The 19,072-nt window shown below is 33.4% G+C and carries 11 protein-coding genes and 1 CRISPR repeat array (1 of these 12 running past the window's edge); of the genes, 1 reads left to right on the top strand and 10 read right to left on the bottom strand.

Annotation, left to right across the window (positions count from 1 at the left end; translation table 11 throughout):
* Positions 1 to 5,459: a CRISPR direct-repeat array (repeat unit 37 nt; unit sequence GTTTCAATCCTTATTCTATTGGAAGTTACTCTGGAAG); it reaches 5,552 nt to the left of the window's first position.
* 196 nt (positions 5,460 to 5,655) lie between these two features.
* From cas4 to ABID42_RS22925, 8 genes are all read right to left on the bottom strand, one after another.
* A complete protein-coding gene (gene cas4, locus ABID42_RS22960; RefSeq protein WP_367285647.1) occupies positions 5,656 to 6,228 on the bottom strand; it encodes a CRISPR-associated protein Cas4 in 573 nt (190 codons plus the stop codon).
* A 106-nt stretch (positions 6,229 to 6,334) separates the two neighbouring features.
* The gene (gene cas2 / locus ABID42_RS22955) at positions 6,335 to 6,625 is read right to left on the bottom strand and encodes a CRISPR-associated endonuclease Cas2 (RefSeq protein WP_367285646.1); all 291 of its coding nucleotides are present in this window, start codon (positions 6,623 to 6,625) and stop codon (positions 6,335 to 6,337) included.
* Positions 6,626 to 6,669: 44 nt separating this feature from the next.
* Positions 6,670 to 7,692 (bottom strand): CRISPR-associated endonuclease Cas1, encoded by a 1,023-nt coding sequence (gene cas1, locus ABID42_RS22950; protein ID WP_367285645.1) that lies wholly within the window; start codon positions 7,690 to 7,692, stop codon positions 6,670 to 6,672.
* A 199-nt stretch (positions 7,693 to 7,891) separates the two neighbouring features.
* Positions 7,892 to 8,554: a CRISPR-associated endonuclease Cas6 gene (locus ABID42_RS22945; RefSeq protein ID WP_367285644.1), complete on the bottom strand. Its 663-nt coding sequence runs from the start codon at positions 8,552 to 8,554 to the stop codon at positions 7,892 to 7,894.
* Positions 8,555 to 8,557: 3 nt separating this feature from the next.
* Positions 8,558 to 10,954, bottom strand: coding sequence for a CRISPR-associated helicase Cas3' (gene cas3, locus ABID42_RS22940; RefSeq protein ID WP_367285643.1), 2,397 nt, complete (start codon positions 10,952 to 10,954; stop codon positions 8,558 to 8,560).
* A gap of 50 nt (positions 10,955 to 11,004) precedes the next feature.
* The gene (gene cas5b, locus ABID42_RS22935; RefSeq protein WP_367285642.1) at positions 11,005 to 11,790 is read right to left on the bottom strand and encodes a type I-B CRISPR-associated protein Cas5b; all 786 of its coding nucleotides are present in this window, start codon (positions 11,788 to 11,790) and stop codon (positions 11,005 to 11,007) included.
* On the bottom strand, positions 11,762 to 12,679 hold the full coding sequence (gene cas7b / locus ABID42_RS22930; protein WP_367285641.1) for a type I-B CRISPR-associated protein Cas7/Csh2: 918 nt from the start codon (positions 12,677 to 12,679) through the stop codon (positions 11,762 to 11,764). The genes cas5b and cas7b overlap by 29 nt, the downstream gene beginning before the upstream one ends.
* A gap of 14 nt (positions 12,680 to 12,693) precedes the next feature.
* The gene (locus ABID42_RS22925; protein ID WP_367285640.1) at positions 12,694 to 14,550 is read right to left on the bottom strand and encodes a TIGR02556 family CRISPR-associated protein; all 1,857 of its coding nucleotides are present in this window, start codon (positions 14,548 to 14,550) and stop codon (positions 12,694 to 12,696) included.
* Positions 14,551 to 15,205: 655 nt separating this feature from the next.
* Here ABID42_RS22925 and ABID42_RS22920 point away from each other — a divergent pair.
* Positions 15,206 to 16,534 carry a rhamnogalacturonidase gene (locus ABID42_RS22920; RefSeq protein WP_367285639.1) on the top strand — a complete coding sequence of 443 codons (1,329 nt, stop codon included), beginning with the start codon at positions 15,206 to 15,208 and terminating at the stop codon, positions 16,532 to 16,534.
* 120 nt (positions 16,535 to 16,654) lie between these two features.
* Here ABID42_RS22920 and ABID42_RS22915 read toward each other — a convergent pair whose 3' ends face one another.
* Both ABID42_RS22915 and ABID42_RS22910 read right to left on the bottom strand, forming a co-directional pair.
* Complete coding sequence (locus tag ABID42_RS22915) at positions 16,655 to 17,635, bottom strand: UDP-glucuronic acid decarboxylase family protein (protein ID WP_323689043.1); 981 nt, start codon at positions 17,633 to 17,635, stop codon at positions 16,655 to 16,657.
* Positions 17,636 to 17,724: 89 nt separating this feature from the next.
* A complete protein-coding gene (locus tag ABID42_RS22910; protein WP_367285638.1) occupies positions 17,725 to 19,038 on the bottom strand; it encodes a UDP-glucose dehydrogenase family protein in 1,314 nt (437 codons plus the stop codon).
* Positions 19,039 to 19,072 lie beyond the last annotated feature (34 nt).

Here is a 19,072-nt window from a genome sequence, read left to right as displayed (position 1 = left end):
AGTTACTCTGGAAGTAACAGAGTACTGGCATAAGAAAAAGAAGTCTATTGGTTTCAATCCTTATTCTATTGGAAGTTACTCTGGAAGTATAGCCCAGCCCAGTCTTCTACGAACCTAGATTTTGGTTTCAATCCTTATTCTATTGGAAGTTACTCTGGAAGAAAGCCTTTTATGCTCATAATGAAAGAACTGGCAGGTTTCAATCCTTATTCTATTGGAAGTTACTCTGGAAGAATTGATTATTAAAGCGATATGATACCGAATCTATGCGGTTTCAATCCTTATTCTATTGGAAGTTACTCTGGAAGTTAGAATTGTTGTTTTTCTTTAAGTTGTGTAATATAGTTTCAATCCTTATTCTATTGGAAGTTACTCTGGAAGTAGCGCTTCAATTTCTTCGGCTCTTTCAGCTTCTTTGTTTCAATCCTTATTCTATTGGAAGTTACTCTGGAAGTGCGAACCAGTAACAGGGATAATCAGTGCATTTAAAGGTTTCAATCCTTATTCTATTGGAAGTTACTCTGGAAGTTTACTTTTTCCCTTTCAATGAGATTTTGATAAGAGTTTCAATCCTTATTCTATTGGAAGTTACTCTGGAAGAAGTAATAGTTTCTTATACAATTAAAATCCAATTTTAGTTTCAATCCTTATTCTATTGGAAGTTACTCTGGAAGTTCTATTCCCATAGATTATATAGAGTTATAGTGATGGTTTCAATCCTTATTCTATTGGAAGTTACTCTGGAAGGATTCTACCCATGTAGTATGCCATCGCTTCAAACGAAGTTTCAATCCTTATTCTATTGGAAGTTACTCTGGAAGTTTTAAGGAATGCTAACACATCATAATAAAAATGAAGTTTCAATCCTTATTCTATTGGAAGTTACTCTGGAAGTAGCAATCAAATCAACGTTATCGGGATTGTTAATAACGTTTCAATCCTTATTCTATTGGAAGTTACTCTGGAAGAGAACAAAAAGCTAAATACAAAGAAGAAGAGTTGATGTTTCAATCCTTATTCTATTGGAAGTTACTCTGGAAGGTCAAAACTCCAAAAACTTAACTTTCCTTTTACATTGTTTCAATCCTTATTCTATTGGAAGTTACTCTGGAAGACTTCCCACACCGATTTATTATTATTTTCCATTTTATGTTTCAATCCTTATTCTATTGGAAGTTACTCTGGAAGTGATGTACAATTGCCCTATTTTGTCTTTCTGCTAACGGTTTCAATCCTTATTCTATTGGAAGTTACTCTGGAAGATCGAATGAGTATCCTTTATTTTTGCAAAATGTATTGGTTTCAATCCTTATTCTATTGGAAGTTACTCTGGAAGAATTTTTGAATTAAGAGGTACTGGGTTTTCCAGATTGTTTCAATCCTTATTCTATTGGAAGTTACTCTGGAAGATTAAGACCGCCTCAAATGGTCAAAAGGTTTTCAAGTTTCAATCCTTATTCTATTGGAAGTTACTCTGGAAGGATTTAATGCTTTTTGTTTAACATTTTAATAAGTAAGTTTCAATCCTTATTCTATTGGAAGTTACTCTGGAAGAACATATTATGGGCAATTGTCCATTTTGGGAATCTAAGTTTCAATCCTTATTCTATTGGAAGTTACTCTGGAAGAGTAATAGGGAGTGATGTATATTATTTTGCATCAAAGAAGTTTCAATCCTTATTCTATTGGAAGTTACTCTGGAAGTGTAATGGATTCTTCTAATAAGGCTCAGAAGCATAGTTTCAATCCTTATTCTATTGGAAGTTACTCTGGAAGTTTGTCGTAACTCCTTATGCTGTTACTGGGCAAGACTGTTTCAATCCTTATTCTATTGGAAGTTACTCTGGAAGACAAAAATCATTTCTGATTTATTACCATCTTGATTAAGTTTCAATCCTTATTCTATTGGAAGTTACTCTGGAAGGTTATTGAGGACATATTAACCTTAGAGGAAATATTTCCGTTTCAATCCTTATTCTATTGGAAGTTACTCTGGAAGCATCAGAAACAACAACATAGCCATCACTTGAATTTTGTTTCAATCCTTATTCTATTGGAAGTTACTCTGGAAGAGAAGGCAACATTTAACTAATTTTTCAACCAGTTTGTTTCAATCCTTATTCTATTGGAAGTTACTCTGGAAGATGCGGAATAAATTTCACTGGAACAGTTTATAATGGGTTTCAATCCTTATTCTATTGGAAGTTACTCTGGAAGTTACTGGTTTGCAAACATCAACAGAAGATGGCACGCGTTTCAATCCTTATTCTATTGGAAGTTACTCTGGAAGATGGCTGGCAACACTAAATCATCCTCCCAAAAATCTATTTGTTTCAATCCTTATTCTATTGGAAGTTACTCTGGAAGCCTGCGGATAAACATCTGTTTGCCCTACCTGATTCTGGTTTCAATCCTTATTCTATTGGAAGTTACTCTGGAAGCAAAACTTTGCTTTTGAGGGTAGCCTGACCGATTTGTTTCAATCCTTATTCTATTGGAAGTTACTCTGGAAGCTATTTTCCAACTGAACTTGGATATATCGACATGGGGTTTCAATCCTTATTCTATTGGAAGTTACTCTGGAAGAAGCACTTTCATAAATACAATCACAATAAAGGAAACGTTTCAATCCTTATTCTATTGGAAGTTACTCTGGAAGCTTTGAATAGCTTGATCTCTTGCTTCAAAAGTATCGGGTTTCAATCCTTATTCTATTGGAAGTTACTCTGGAAGGCCTGAATTCTACTAATTTTATAGACAAAAATCTGTGTTTCAATCCTTATTCTATTGGAAGTTACTCTGGAAGATCCATTTTTAAAATATTGGAATGGCATTGAGTATTGTTTCAATCCTTATTCTATTGGAAGTTACTCTGGAAGAGAAAATAGGGAAGATGGAAACAGAATTAGACTATCTGTTTCAATCCTTATTCTATTGGAAGTTACTCTGGAAGTTTGTTAGATGATACGAATTTTAGTGCAAGTATCTAGTTTCAATCCTTATTCTATTGGAAGTTACTCTGGAAGCGAAAATTGGGTTCAATCAATATCTAAGGATTCAGCAAAGTTTCAATCCTTATTCTATTGGAAGTTACTCTGGAAGTTCCTGCTAATAGCAAAGGGTTAAAACCTGTTTCAAGTTTCAATCCTTATTCTATTGGAAGTTACTCTGGAAGCTAACAATGTAAATAATGTAGAAAAAGGTACTACGGGTTTCAATCCTTATTCTATTGGAAGTTACTCTGGAAGTATAGAACTAATTCAAAAGGAATTTATGAGTGTAAAAGAAGTTTCAATCCTTATTCTATTGGAAGTTACTCTGGAAGTTTTAGTTGATTTTTTGGAGAAACATAGAAACGAAAGTTTCAATCCTTATTCTATTGGAAGTTACTCTGGAAGATTCATGTTTCAATAAAAATGTAAACATTCCTGTCAGTTTCAATCCTTATTCTATTGGAAGTTACTCTGGAAGTTAGTTTTAATTTTTCTTCCATTTTAGCTTGATTGTTGTTTCAATCCTTATTCTATTGGAAGTTACTCTGGAAGGTGATATGTTCTTGAAAGATTACAAAGCACTGATGAAGTTTCAATCCTTATTCTATTGGAAGTTACTCTGGAAGTATTTTCATCGTACTTTAAGGGGTTTTAATTTTTGGGTGTTTCAATCCTTATTCTATTGGAAGTTACTCTGGAAGCATTTAATCGTTTCTGTAGTGGAGGGAATAGCGGGAGTTTCAATCCTTATTCTATTGGAAGTTACTCTGGAAGTTTTTTTATGTTCTGATTGTCATGGGGATTACGACAAGTTTCAATCCTTATTCTATTGGAAGTTACTCTGGAAGATCTCTTTTGATTTATCAAAAGGAATGATTGGATAGTTTCAATCCTTATTCTATTGGAAGTTACTCTGGAAGAATTAGGATTTCCTTGAAGTTCCTTATAAACCCCGTGTTTCAATCCTTATTCTATTGGAAGTTACTCTGGAAGACAAACATGACGCAACTTTTCTTTTTTTCTTGCTAAGTTTCAATCCTTATTCTATTGGAAGTTACTCTGGAAGTTCAACATCAAAGCTTTCTAAGTCTTTGTAGGTCACGTTTCAATCCTTATTCTATTGGAAGTTACTCTGGAAGGCTTTAAGAAAATTATCTCATCAACTTTTAAGCTAACGTTTCAATCCTTATTCTATTGGAAGTTACTCTGGAAGTTCAGCCTTCCATTCTGATAATAGCTTAGTGCAATCATGTTTCAATCCTTATTCTATTGGAAGTTACTCTGGAAGAAAATTTTGATGAATGATTACTTTGACGACTTAGGAGTTTCAATCCTTATTCTATTGGAAGTTACTCTGGAAGTTTATTATTTGTTGCAGAAAGCGATGAACGGTGTTGTTTCAATCCTTATTCTATTGGAAGTTACTCTGGAAGTAGTTGGGAGTGGGATTTGTCTTACTCGCTAATCAAGTTTCAATCCTTATTCTATTGGAAGTTACTCTGGAAGAAATGTATCACGAGGTTTTTATGATGACGCTTTTGAGTTTCAATCCTTATTCTATTGGAAGTTACTCTGGAAGCTGGTCTTTTGGATAATTACCAAGGTAAGTGCTATAGTTTCAATCCTTATTCTATTGGAAGTTACTCTGGAAGAAACTAACACCGCACTCTTCACAGTTTTCTGGATGTTGGTTTCAATCCTTATTCTATTGGAAGTTACTCTGGAAGGATTCTGGAAATTATGCTGGCTTAACTGGAGTAGTCACGTTTCAATCCTTATTCTATTGGAAGTTACTCTGGAAGCCCGTGAGATTAGATGATTTGTACGAAGGAATGGAATGTTTCAATCCTTATTCTATTGGAAGTTACTCTGGAAGTTTAGGTACAAGTAATTCTCTTCTCCAGCGAACTTAGTTTCAATCCTTATTCTATTGGAAGTTACTCTGGAAGAGTAAGTGAAATACCAGCTTTGATTGTACCTGAAAGTTTCAATCCTTATTCTATTGGAAGTTACTCTGGAAGTGAATCCAAACAACCATTTACAATAAATTCGTGTGCGTTTCAATCCTTATTCTATTGGAAGTTACTCTGGAAGTGAATATGAAGCACCGTTTGAAAAGATTGCAAAATTGTTTCAATCCTTATTCTATTGGAAGTTACTCTGGAAGCTATTAGAGATTATAGGTTTAATGTTCATTACAACGAATGTTTCAATCCTTATTCTATTGGAAGTTACTCTGGAAGTGAAATAAAAATTCATATTCTTTTCAAGCTCTTTCAGTTTCAATCCTTATTCTATTGGAAGTTACTCTGGAAGTTGCTTCTGAATTTGTCATTTGATTATTTTGTTTAAGAGTTTCAATCCTTATTCTATTGGAAGTTACTCTGGAAGACCTAATATTCTGTTTTTTAGTTCTTCATTCATGATTTGTTTCAATCCTTATTCTATTGGAAGTTACTCTGGAAGTCGTCTGCTTGGTTAATTCCTTGTAACATAATTACTTGTATGTTGTTTCCTATCTGCATTTTCTTCTTTAAACAGTAGGTCAAAGTACGTTTTTTAGTTTGTTTTTTGAATTTTTCCGTAAACATAACTAATTGATTTTTAGTGTCTTAATGCTTTGTTTTTCGCCTTTGAAAATAAATTGCTACACGGAAATAGATTATTTTGTGCAAATATTTCTATAAGTGCAAGTTACACATCTCATTTTAGATTTTGTAGCTTTGGGATAATAATTGTTCTCTATAATCTGATAAATTTCTCGGCTTGCTTCTTTTACTAAATGCTTGTCGCTGTCTTTTATTTCTACTTCTACTAATTTATTATTACTCCGTGTATATACCAAGTAACCTTTGTTTACTTTGCAATGAAAATTCTCTTCTATCAGCCAAGCATAACAGTACAATTGGGTTTTGTAAGTCTCAAAAACTTTGTCATCATAAGCGGCAAATTTATAGTCTAAAGGTGTCATCGTACCGTCTTCTAATTTCAATACTTCGTCGATACGTCCTCTTAGGAATTCGTTGGCTAAGTACTGGTCGTTGTATCGTTCTATTGCTCCTATACGTCTGCGTAGGTATTCTTTGTTTTGCTCTAATTTCTGGTTATGGATTTCTCTACCTTTTTGTACTTTGAAATGTCTATCTTCATACTGTGGAATGGCGATAACGTATTCAAAATACGTAAACCTTGGGCAATATAAATATTCTATGATGTGTGAGGGTGTAAGAGTCATTGTATGAGTGCTGAGTTTTGAATGATGAATTGTGAGTTTATCGCTTTCGGAATACTAAAAAATTGACATACATGCAGGCGATTAATTGAAAATGGAATAAGGATTCTCAAAGAAAAAGTGCCATTACTTCATCTGAAACTAATTTTTTGTCGAAGGCTTGTCCCAATAAAACGGTTTCTTGTAATTCGTTTTTTGACATCGGAAAAATATAAACGGAATCGGTTGCTTCATCAATCAAATCTTCGATTTGTAATTGCAAACTGTCTTTCATATTGCGGTCTATCGTGCCCAGAAATACAGAGAATTGTACTCTGTATAAGCCCGATTGCTTACAGATTTTGGCAACTTTGGTACGAGCTTTATCGTTTTTAATATCATACAATACCCATGCAATCATATTTCTATTTTTTGAATCCCATTACTTGATGTATAAATGTTTTTTTACAAATACAGCGTTTCGCTGGTGTCTTTGGTTTTCTCTATCAATTGGTTGGCATAAGTATGTGCCTCTTGCTGAATGATATTTGCTCTTGTCTGGTTACGATTTTTGTAGCGAATGCTGTCTTCTTCCAAGTAATCGTTCAAAGCCTTTATTAACAATTCCTTGCCTTCTTTATTCAACGTAATACCATTGGTGATTTCATCTATATGAGCTTTATTTACTTTTTTTGCCGTAAATAATCTAAAAACTGGTACTTCAACAAATATTCTGAAAGGCTCTATAAAATCAAAAACCATTGATTTTTGGTTATAATCGTCACGGTGTAAATACCCCACGTAAGGGTCCAAGCCTGCTAAAATTAAGGCTTTTTCTATTCTCGTATAAAGAATACCGTAAGCATAATTCAGAAAAGCATTAAATGAATCTTTGGCTGGTCTGCTACTTCTACCATTAAATTGATAAGGCTGTGGCAATACGTAATTAATGGTTTCAAAATACAAACGCCCTGCTGTGCCTTCTAATCCTCGGATGGTTTCGGCAAAATCTTGGACAGTTTTTCCTTCCAATTTACCGACTGAAATAACGAGATTTTGGATTCTCTCAATTTTATCGTCCAGATACTCTGAGAACTGTGGACGATGTTTTTTCAAGTCTTTGATAAACTCTAACTGATGCGTCATTTTTTCTGAAATCCAATTTTTGGTAGCCTTAACACCTTCTTCGTTGATACTGGCTTGCAGTTGTTGTTTACGGATTTTGGTAGTACTTCCTAACTTTGAATGCCAAACTCTTCCCAAAGGATAGCCGTCTGAACGAGCAAAAATAATGTCAATATTGTTGTATAAAGCCAATCGCACGGCCTCAGTACTCAAAGAAGCCGAAGTAGCCAAAACAAAAGAACTAACCTTATGAGCAGCTAATGTTTTCTTGATAGGTTCTCCATCTTTTACTGGAATTTTCACCTCAAACATATCATCTTTGATATGAAGATATGTTCCAAAAGTATTCAGATATACTTGCATAATTTATGGTTGAATAGATGGTATTGGATAATGAATATCTTCATAAGCTTTTACGAAAGATAAAGCCAGTTTAATTGTTTGCCCTCTGGACTTTCTGGGGTAGAGGATTGGTCAAACTGCTTATCAATCCAAGCTAGCATTAACTCATATTCTTCTTCGGTTTGAATAATCATAGACAGAAATATTATGATAAAATAATTTATAAAGCCTCCAAAGTTCCAAACCCCCTTGCCACCGACTTGCCAATCCCAATAAACGAAGGTAAAACGGCATTACTCACAAAATCAGCTTGGAAGGCAATCATTGACTTATCTTTAAACTTGGTTTCTTTTTCATATACATTTTGCAACATTCCCATTACCTGACCATTTACCCAATAATTCATCGCTTTGAAATAGCTTAGAATATTATTTTGGAGTAAAATATTCAGCTGTTTTTGCTGTTCAGAAGCAGTATTATGAATATACTTTTGATGGTTTTCTTGGTTCAAAGCCATCCAAAGCGTTTGGAAACGATAGGAGTGGAGTTCGTTCGATAACCCAATCTCAAGCGTTTTTGATTCAATATTTTTCTGATTGATTTGGTAAGTTTTATCCTCAATTTGTAGGGTTTTAATTTTCAAAAAAAGATTAATCAACAAATCAGCGCCTTCGTTCAGCCCCACCAAAGTAGGAATTCTGTTAATTACTTTATATTGCACCAAAGGATAACGGTACGCCGACTCGCCCGACTCCAAATGATTATGCAACAAAGGCGAATACTCTTGAAAAATATTCCCAAAATAGCCCCGTAATTTATGAGCATCACGAGTAGCCAATTGTATTTCAGGAAAACGGATGATGGTTTGATGGATGGTTTGCATGGGTTAATAACTTAATAGATTGACTTCTTGATAACCTGTATTTTGAGTAAAATCCTCTGAATCATAACTGTAACACTCGGTCGGATTTTCTAATGTAGAAAGATAAAAACCATGCGGTTTGCTATCATCATCAAATACAATACTTTTTTTATCTCTTGGAATTTGAACATTGATAACATAGTCATAGAACGTTGATTTTATTTTTGAAAAAGCCTGTTTTTTACTTCTTGAATCTAAACTTTCATTACTATAAATTTCATCAAATTGATTCCAAACATCTACCGCTTTTTGGTTGAGCTGTAAAAAAACAGACTCTGTTTTAGATTCTTCAATGAGTGAGAACTGACCCAATTTAGCAAACTCAAGCTTGGCTATATTTTCTAAATATTCTGAAAGACGACTATCTGATTGTTTCCGAATTTCAATAAAGTAATTTTTAATCAGATTCAAATACTCGTTTTCTTCAACTTCTTCAATATTCTTTAAAACATTCTGTGTTTTTAATAGTAATGCTGCACCGTAAATCATGCTATTAGCTTTGTCCATTTCTTTGATGTCGTAAAGATAGACTTCTCCTTGATGAGCTTTTTCATCATACCTATTTGAACGACCCGCTGCTTGAATGATAGAATCTATCGGTGCAATAGCCCTGAAAACAGTATCCACTGAAATGTCAACCCCAGCCTCAATTAATTGTGTGGATATAACAATCTTAGTTTTTAAAGAACTCTGCTTAATTCTTTTGATAATTTCTTTTCTTTCAAAAGGAGTTATTAAGGTTGATAAGTAATAAATATCTACGGTTTCTGGATTTATAATTTCTCGTATATTTTCAAAAAGCTTTTTTGAATGCTTTTTTGTGTTCAATATGACTAAAATATCTTTCTGTGGGTTCTCCACATGATAATCCAATACCTCTTGCGAAAAATCATCTAATGAGATTTTAGTTTTAGCACGATTAATCAATTTTGTACGATTGAAAATTTGAAAGTACTCTTCATGGTTGGGTACAATTTCAATGATTTCTTTTTCAGGCAGAAAAATCAATGGTTGAGTTGCTGACATTAAGATGAAATAGCAATTATATATTTCTCCCAATACCTCAAATACGTTTTTAATAAGTTGCCAATATTCATAAGAAACAGTCTGGATTTCATCCAAAATAATAATCGCATTTGCCAGATTAGGCAATTTCATTAACAATGATTTATCATTAGAAAAGATAGAATTTAATAGCTGAACAAAGGTTGTTACCACAACCTCCGATTGCCAAGTTTCAATTAAAAACTGACTTTTGTCTGGATTAAATTCTTCGTCATTTATTTTGTAAAGAGGTTCTGATAAATGATGATGTTTGAGAAGAATATTGGTATCTCCTGTTGCTAAAATTTCTTCATAAACTTGGAAGTTTTGGTCAATAATTGAAGTGAATGGAATGGTGATGATTAATCTTTGATTAGACAAATTAAGCATTGTTTTCATTTTCCAAGCAACAGCAAAGGATGTAATTGTTTTGCCTAATCCAGTTGGTAGGGTTATCGAATATAAATGTTTTTCTTTTGAAAAAACATTGTCAAGATTATCTAATGCTGATTGATATGCTTTATTTTTCTGTCTATCAAGTTCCGTTTTGGGCGCATTATAACCTCTATTTTCTCTAAATGTAGTTACTATATTGTCGTTAATAACTGGTTTTATAGCATTACGTTCTTCTTCTAAAATGACATCTCTTTTATCTGAGAGTAATAGTCCTCCAAAAAGTAATTGATGAAAATAAAAGTATTCGATTTTAGTGGATATTGGTAACTCTTCAAATTCTCCGAATGCAATATTATTATCGTAAAACTCTGACATATCAGTTAAATATGCCTTCGACAAAATATATTTTTTAAAGTCTTGAAAGTTATAATCTAATTTTAAAGCAGAATTAAAATACTCAATAATGCTTTGAATACCTGACTCATCAAAAACCTTTATTTGGTCTTGTAGTTCGGTATGTTTGGTTTCAATGTACATTTCTGCTTCAAAATCATCTAAGTTTCCATGATGTCTTTTAACAGCAGTAAAGGTAAAATGGGCAAAAAGCTGTTGTTCAAAATCAGAGAGAGAAGTGCTTGCCAAATAAGTTTTTGAAATTTCCTTCACAAACAATGCAGAAATAAGTGCATGAGATTTGGGACCAACCACTTTTTCTCCTCTACTTTCAAGATAGATTTGAAAGTAAGAAGTAGCTTTTCCCAAATCGTGAAAAGCTCCCATAATAAAAGCAAGGTCTTGACAAATCTGCTTTTTTTCTTCGAACTTTATAAATAAAGTTCGACCTTCTATTAATTTTTTGCAGTTATTGGCTACTTCTTCTAAGTGCTTAATAAGCAATTTTTCTGGATGTGAATAGAGCATAGCTATTATTTCGCCCTAAACCAATTATTAGTTTAGAGCGATTTTAGAATTTATAAAAATAAGATATTTCCAATATTTTCAAGATGGAATATATTGTCAGATTTCACTTTTATAGGTTTACCATTGGTTTCAATAATGACCTCAGAATACTCTGTTACGATACGGTTTGACTGCATTTCAATTGGCATTGTGTCGGAAGTATATTTAAAACCATTGTTAATTGTATAGTCAAACTCAATTGGATTTTCAGCATCTACGTTATTCAAATTTACAGCAGTCAATACTTCTTGAAAATCCGTTCTTTGTGATTTTGTTGTACTTGAGATACTTATAAATTTAGTAGTTGCAGTAAACTGGCTCAACCCAAGATAAGGTGTAAAATAAGACTGATTCAATTGTAATTTTTCAAATAATGTATTGAAAAGTATTGAATCTCTCAAAGAAACATAAATTCTAAATTTAGGATTTTTCAGAAGTTCAAACTCTATTTGGGTTCGCTGTTTTACATTAAAAAAACTACTTACGGTCTTTTCAGTATCCAAAAGGTTAAAGCCAATATTTACTTTTTTTATTGGATTAATAATCTGTACTGCAAATGAGGCTTTTTCTTTGGTGAAAAGTTCAGCAACTGGTATAACACCTTTTCTAAAATTCTCAGCTGATACTTCACGCTCAATACCCAAAATAGCACCGATGAGTCCTGCAATGGCTGGACGTGTTGGAATCGAATATGTCAAAGGCGAAGTCGTAGTATTGAATTTTCGGAAATGACCATATTCACTCTCCACATCAAAAATCAATACTTGATTAGAGGGTAGTAAGGTCAAGTTTTCCATTAGCTATTGTTAAAGGTTGAACAAATTTCAAACGTGCATCTGTTTTAATTTCTACTGATTCGATATTTTCAAGATTGGCTTTAATTTCTGCAATTACATCTGAAAAGTCTAAAGAAAAATCTTCTAATCCTCTAATAGCTTTGTCATTTTTTTCTGATTGTAGTTTTACTCTTTGGCGAAGACTTCCAATGTAAAAAGGTTTATCTTCTTTATAGTTGATAGCTAAAAGTAATACAGGGTTTTGTCCAAATTTAGAACGAGAAATTAGGTTTTTGGTACCTTGCCAAATACCATCCAGTAAAAGTCCTTTATCAGCTTCGGACATCGTTGAATAGTGAGCCGCCTTTTCATTGATTATACCATTAAAGCCTATTAAACTGTAAGGTACTTTATATTCTGTTCGGAAAGTAGCTTGTCCTTTTTTATCCCCAGAAGCAAATGCACCAGTTCCTTGTTCAGTTATAATTTCTGTTTTATGCAAAGAACGACCCATCTGGAATTGTGTTGGGCCAGTAAGTGTAATTGAGTCTTTAGGTAAAGGTAAAACGCCACCAAATACTCTAATATCAATACAGGTTTTCAAGACAGTATCCTTATTTTCCTGAAATGCTGTAGCTCTTCTTTTTCCGTCAGAAATATAGGTTTTATCTCCATCTTGATATTCTGTCTCACGAACAAAAATATCTTTCCCCTCTTTTCCATTGTAACCTTTATACTCATACCAGTAATCACGAATAGTACGTTTTAGGCGAACATCAGAAACAATAACTGTGTCATCTTCTGTATCAAATCTTGGTCTATTTTCGTTTAATGGGTCTCCATTAGGATTAGCATTTTCAATTTCATAAAGAAACAATAGCTCTGTGCGGTTTTTTAAATTTTCTGACATGATGATAGATGGTATTATTTATCTGAATTTTTAAGTTTTTTTATTAGTTGTGTTCCAGCAACAAAAAAGAATGATGATTCATTTGCAGACATTTTTTTTATATCATTTGTATTTTGAAGGAAGTACTCATCAACGTATTCTAATAATACAGTAGGAAAATATGTTACTTCCACATTTCTATAATCTCTTAGTTTTCCAAGAGCCATAGAATAGATTGTAAATAAGTTATCAGGGTTAAGTTGATAGCCTTTTAACTTTTTCTCAAAAGGTGTATTCCCGCTTAATTCAATGGACTGTACATTTAAAAGATGTCTAACTAATACTCCTAATAAAAAAACGCCTCGTTTGGAATCTGTGTCTAAAAATAGAGGACTATTATGTAGAATGTCACTAATTTTGTCTCGATTGAATCCAGTGCCAGATTCAGTAATACTTTGTTCGTTTTTTTCCATAATAGTCTTATTTAATTGTTTTGGTATTAGATTAAGTTCTCTGAAATATGCTAATGTTAAATGTGCTTTTAGTATTGTTAAATATGGTTGATAACCTTTGTTGATATTTTTTTTTATTTCTTCCATAAATTTATCATAGAGTATATCCTCAGAAAATTTATTAAGAAGAAAGACTTTTTGTATCAATTCATAAAAATCATTTTCAAAAAAAGTTTTTAGTATCCCAAAATTAAATTTTAAATCCTTGAGGGTTTTGTCTTCAATAAAGGCATTATGATATAGAGGGTTACTATTAACAATGGCTGGTACTTCAACAAACAATTTTCTAAATCGAGAGGGTACGATTTCTTCTAATAAAAGTTTAATTTTAATAGCTTTAGTTGTTTGATTCTCTTCATAAAATAGAAGATTAAGATTAAAATAATCTGTTTCCTCTTTTGCAATCATTTGCCAAATATAATCTTCTCTTTGTTTTATCTTTTGCCCATCTTTGGTAAGATTTTCGTAAATATCCTTTATTCTCAATGTCGCATTCTTTAGTTTATTAAGGTCTTTACTTATCAATGTTTTAGGAATCATATAGAAGGAATTTCCATAGAAGTAACTTGATAAATTATTGGCAATGTAAGCTCTTCCTAACTCAAACGTTAGGCTACAATCGGTACAAATAGGATAATTTTTCCAGTTATTTTTTTGATTGAAAAATCCACTTACCATTCCAGGTTTATCTACAGTAGCATATTTGAATGGAGAGGCAAAGCCGTGCAAGACTTCTTTCTTTTCTAAACAAATTGAACAAACTTGGTTTTTGCCTTCTGAAACCACATTATACTTTTCTGATTTTTCTTCTGTTCCAGAAGCTGAAAGTATTTCTTGGATAATTGTAAAATCAGCTAAGTAAAACTCTTGTTCATCTACTATGAATTTTAAAGTCAAGCCAGAACTAAGTTTTTGGTCTTTGCTTAGACTTTCATAAACTGTGCTTAACTGGTTCTTTACTTCATCGTAGTTCTCTTTAACACTCAGAAAATTATATGTAGCATTGAAAACCTTAAAATTGTTAGCGATGGCAGATTTTTTAAGTTTTTCAACTAATGCTTTAAATTGACCATTAACCAGTGTATTGAATTTTTTATCAATATCCCCAAACTTAGTTGTAAAGGTTATATCTCCACCACGAGCAGAACCTTTTCTATAAGCAAATTTCTCATAGTTATTCTTATTGACGGGCAAAATATCAACTTTATCAAAACTTATTTGATAATCATCATTTTCAGATTTTAGCTGAAAAACAGCTAAAATCATATCATAGTTTGGCTTATCTGGAAACATATTTTGAATGAAAAGCTCATAAGGCTTTTTATTTCCTAAAGTAGCGAGCTGTAGTTTTCCAAGTTGAACAATGGCTTTATCTTGCATAATGGGCTTCGAAATTTATTTGACGAATTTAGGTAAAAGGAATAGTAATGCAACCCGTATAAATACGGGTTTTATCGTAGTATTTATACGGGTTTTTGTTTCTTAGAAACTCGTATAGCAGCAGGCACAGCAATTCCCATCCATTGGGGCAAAGAAGTTACATTTTGAACATCCACAAAAGGGATGATAAGAAAACGTAATAATATCAGAAGGGCGATTAATTAGCACATCTTGGTTTGAATAATCGCAATTTTGTGGGTACTTTTGCATTAAGGTTTTTGGTTTAATTATTAAAAATCTCATTTTTAAGCCCATTTCGTGCGTCCGACCAAGAAGTTACGAAATGGGCTTTTTCAAGCCTTATTTTAATGGAAATTTTCAGAAAAACTGAAAATCAAAAAACTACAGTGTTTCAATTCTTATTCTCTTATAGTTTGAAAAATTCCAAAAAACTACAGTTAAAGTGAATGTGACACAAATGTAGAAATTTATTCTTCTGTTGCAAATAAATTGTCATAAATTCAAGATATTTCTGTTTTACTAATTAGTAGTAGAAAGCCTAAATAACTAATTTTCTCTCCATACACCCTAAGGAACAGGAAGGAAGAATCAGTAAATCATTTCATGTTGCAACTTCATTCTCAAAATATTTAAAATGAAAAAACTGATTCTAATTTTTGCATGCTCGCTTTTGGGGTGTTTCCAATTGGTAGCACAAAAAACGACTAAAGCTACTTTTCCAGATGGTAGCCCAATAACTAGCTGGTTTACGAATAATAAAAAAGTAAGTCTTGCACAACTTGGTAAAGAGTATGTGATTACTGACTTTGGCGTTAAACAAGACAGCACGTTGGTACAGACAGCGCTTATCCAAAAAACTATTGATGCAGCAGCTGAAAAGGGTGGGGGCGTAATCGTAATTCCGAAAGGGACTTTTATGAGCGGGGCTTTGTTTTTTAAACCAAAAACACATTTGTATGTTTCTGAAGGAGCAGTCTTAAAAGGTTCAGATAATATTGCGGACTATCCTAAAATGCCTTCACGTATGGAAGGACAAAGTTTAGATTATTTCACAGCTTTGGTGAATGCCTACCGAGTAGATGGTTTTACGATTTCAGGAAAAGGAACGATTGATGGCAACGGATTACATTATTGGGAGGCATTTTGGGCTAGGCGTAAAGAAAATCCTAATTGTACCAACTTAGAAGTTTCTCGTCCTAGATTGGTATTTATTTGGCAATGTAATAATGTACAAGTACAAGATGTAAAGTTGCATAATTCGGGCTTCTGGACAAGTCATTATTATCAATGCAAAAATGTGAAAGTATTGGATGTTCATATTTATTCACCATACAAGCCCGTAAAAGCGCCAAGTACCGATGCCATTGATATTGATGTTTGCAGTAATGTACTTATCAAAGGCTGTTATATGTCGGTCAATGATGATGCGATTGCATTGAAAGGGGGCAAAGGTCCTTGGGCTGACCGTGTTCCCAACAATGGAGCCAACACTAATATCATCATCGAAGATTGCGAGTTTGGTTTTTGTCACTCTGCACTTACTTGTGGTAGCGAGGCTATTCATAACCGTAATATTATTATGCGTAATTGCAATGTTAATGAGGCAACTAGAATATTGTGGTTGAAAATGAGACCAGATACGCCACAACTTTATGAATATATTACTTTAGAGAATATTAAAGGACAAGCCCATAGTTTGTTGTATGTAAAACCTTGGAAACAATTCTTTGATTTACAAGGACGTACAGATGTGCCACTTTCGTATTCAGACCACGTGAGCCTTAAAAACATTGAAGTAAAATGTGATATTTTCTATGATGTAGCTATTTCAGAATATGATAAGTTATCAAACTTTAGTTTTGAAAACTTTACTGTTGAAAGTAAAAATGCTTCGATAGACAAAAGCGTAGTGAAAGGCTTTACTTTGAAAAATGTAAAAGTGAATAATAAAATGATAGACTAAGTTGTTTGAAGGCTTTCTCGGTCATAATCGTTTTATTTTTTAGTAGAAATAACAAAATACCCCTGAGATTTATCAAATCTCAGGGGTATTTTGTTAATCACTTTAACACTAGAATAAACCTTATTTCTTTTCAAACTCTCTATGATTCGCCATCTTGAATAATTCATCCTTCGATAAAGATTTGAAGTATTCATAAGTAATCTTTAAGCCTTCTGAACGACTCACTTTCGGTTCCCAACCTAATATCGCCTTCGCCTTCGTAATATCTGGTTTACGTTGCTTAGGGTCATCTGTTGGTAAGGGTAATGAAATCAACTTTTGGTCTGTGCCTGTCAATTTGATAATCTCTTCGCCAAATTCCTTAATCGTTATCTCATCTGGGTTACCAATATTAACTGGCTGCGCATAATCACTTAATAACAAACGATAGATTCCTTCTACCAAGTCATCCACATAACAGAATGCTCTTGTCTGTGAACCATCTCCAAACATCGTTAAATCTTCACCTCTCAAGGCTTGACCGATGAATGCAGGCAATACTCTACCATCATTCAGTCGCATTCTTGGACCATAAGTATTAAAAATACGTACAATTCTAGTCTCTAAACCATGAAATGTATGATAAGCCATCGTCATCGCTTCTTGGAAACGTTTCGCTTCATCATAAACTCCTCTTGGACCTACTGGGTTTACATTTCCCCAATATTCTTCTGGTTGTGGATGAACCGTTGGGTCTCCATAAACTTCAGAGGTTGATGCAATCAAAACTCTCGCTCCCTTTACTCTCGCTAGTCCCAAACAGTTATGAATACCTAATGAACCAACTTTTAAGGTCTGGATTGGTATCTTCAAATAATCAATCGGAGAAGCTGGTGATGCAAAATGAAGGATATAATCTAATTCTCCAGGTACATGGATGAACTTCGATACATCATGATGATAAAATTCAAAGTTAGGTAACTTGAAAAGGTGTTCGATATTCTTCAAATCACCAGTAATCAAATTATCCATCGCTATCACATGATAGCCTTCTTTGATAAATCTGTCACAAAGGTGAGAACCTAAAAATCCCGCTCCACCTGTTATTAATACTCGTTTCATATTTTTAGCAGCAAGCTTTAAGCTATGAGCTATGAGCTATCAGCTTTTTTATTATTTATTTCCCTAATCTCAAAGCTTAAAGCTCACAATTATTTAACCGTTTCTCTACCAATTGAATAATAAGTATATCCTAATTCCTTCATTTGCTCTAATTCATACAAATTACGACCATCAAAGATTACTTTATTCTTCAACAATACTTCCATCACCTCAAACTCTGGTGTACGGAATTGTGGCCATTCTGTCATTATCAATACCGCATCCACATCTTTAATCGCTTCGTAAGGGCCTTTGGTATAAGTAATTGTATCTCCAATCACTCCCTTAACGTTCTCCATCGCCTCTGGGTCAAAAGCTTTGATAATAGCTCCTTCAGCCAATAATTCTTTGATATTATACAAAGCTGGTGCCTCACGAATATCATCTGTGTATGGTTTGAAAGCCAAACCCCACATCCCAAATACTTTACCTTTCAAATCTCCACCAAAATGGGCTTTGATATGAGGAATTAATTTAGTTTTTTGGTCTTCATTAACAGTCATTACTGCTTTCAATATCTGGAAATCATAACCAGAATCTTTTGAAGTCTTCTCTAATGCTTGAACATCTTTGGGAAAACAGCTTCCGCCATAACCAATTCCTGCAAATAAGAAACGTTTACCAATTCTTGAATCTGTCCCAATCCCTCTACGAATATCATCTACATTCGCACCAACCATTTCACAAAGGTTAGCAATTTCGTTCATGAAGGTAATCTTAGTTGCTAAGAAAGCATTTGCAGCATATTTCGTCATTTCTGCAGAACGTTCGTCCATGAAAATAACTGGATTCCCTTGACGTACCAATGGTGCATATAATTTCGTCATTACTCCTTTAGCTTTCTCTGAACTAGTTCCGATTACTACTCGGTCGGGTTTCATGAAATCATCCACAGCAACTCCTTCTCTTAAAAACTCTGGATTGGATACTACATCGAATAATTCTGTTGAAGCATTCTTAGCAATGGCAGCATGAACTTTCTCTGCCGTGCCTACTGGTACAGTACTTTTATCAATTACTACTACGTATTGGTCTAAGATAGGTCCTAAATCATTGGCAACCTTCAAAATATATTTTAAATCGGCTGAACCATCTTCGCCAGGAGGGGTTGGTAAAGCTAAGAAAATCACTTTTGCATCTTTAATCCCCTCAGCTAAATCTGTCGTGAATTTCAGACGACCTTCTGCCGTATTTCTATTGAATAAAACATCAAGACCTGGTTCATAAATAGGTATGACACCATTTTTCATCTTCTCAATTTTATTTGCATCAATATCAACGCAAACTACTTGATTACCAGTCTCTGCAAAACAAGTTCCTGTTACTAAGCCTACATATCCAGTACCGACTACTGCTATTTTCATAAAATTTGTATTTTGTATTTAGAATGGTAAATTA

It is taken from the genome of Arcicella rosea, from assembly GCF_040543805.1.
Lineage (GTDB): Bacteria > Bacteroidota > Bacteroidia > Cytophagales > Spirosomataceae > Arcicella > Arcicella rosea.
This window is presented reverse-complemented; position numbering and strand designations above follow the sequence as displayed.

What these genes read in the sequence shown, in the direction of transcription:
- cas4 (WP_367285647.1), bottom strand. Translation starts at nt 6,228, where the DNA reads ATGACTCTTACACCCTCACACATCATAGAATATTTATATTGCCCAAGG.
- cas2 (WP_367285646.1), bottom strand. Translation starts at nt 6,625, where the DNA reads ATGATTGCATGGGTATTGTATGATATTAAAAACGATAAAGCTCGTACC.
- cas1 (WP_367285645.1), bottom strand. Translation starts at nt 7,692, where the DNA reads ATGCAAGTATATCTGAATACTTTTGGAACATATCTTCATATCAAAGAT.
- ABID42_RS22945 (WP_367285644.1), bottom strand. Translation starts at nt 8,554, where the DNA reads ATGCAAACCATCCATCAAACCATCATCCGTTTTCCTGAAATACAATTG.
- cas3 (WP_367285643.1), bottom strand. Translation starts at nt 10,954, where the DNA reads ATGCTCTATTCACATCCAGAAAAATTGCTTATTAAGCACTTAGAAGAA.
- cas5b (WP_367285642.1), bottom strand. Translation starts at nt 11,790, where the DNA reads ATGGAAAACTTGACCTTACTACCCTCTAATCAAGTATTGATTTTTGAT.
- cas7b (WP_367285641.1), bottom strand. Translation starts at nt 12,679, where the DNA reads ATGTCAGAAAATTTAAAAAACCGCACAGAGCTATTGTTTCTTTATGAA.
- ABID42_RS22925 (WP_367285640.1), bottom strand. Translation starts at nt 14,550, where the DNA reads ATGCAAGATAAAGCCATTGTTCAACTTGGAAAACTACAGCTCGCTACT.
- ABID42_RS22920 (WP_367285639.1), top strand. Translation starts at nt 15,206, where the DNA reads ATGAAAAAACTGATTCTAATTTTTGCATGCTCGCTTTTGGGGTGTTTC.
- ABID42_RS22915 (WP_323689043.1), bottom strand. Translation starts at nt 17,635, where the DNA reads ATGAAACGAGTATTAATAACAGGTGGAGCGGGATTTTTAGGTTCTCAC.
- ABID42_RS22910 (WP_367285638.1), bottom strand. Translation starts at nt 19,038, where the DNA reads ATGAAAATAGCAGTAGTCGGTACTGGATATGTAGGCTTAGTAACAGGA.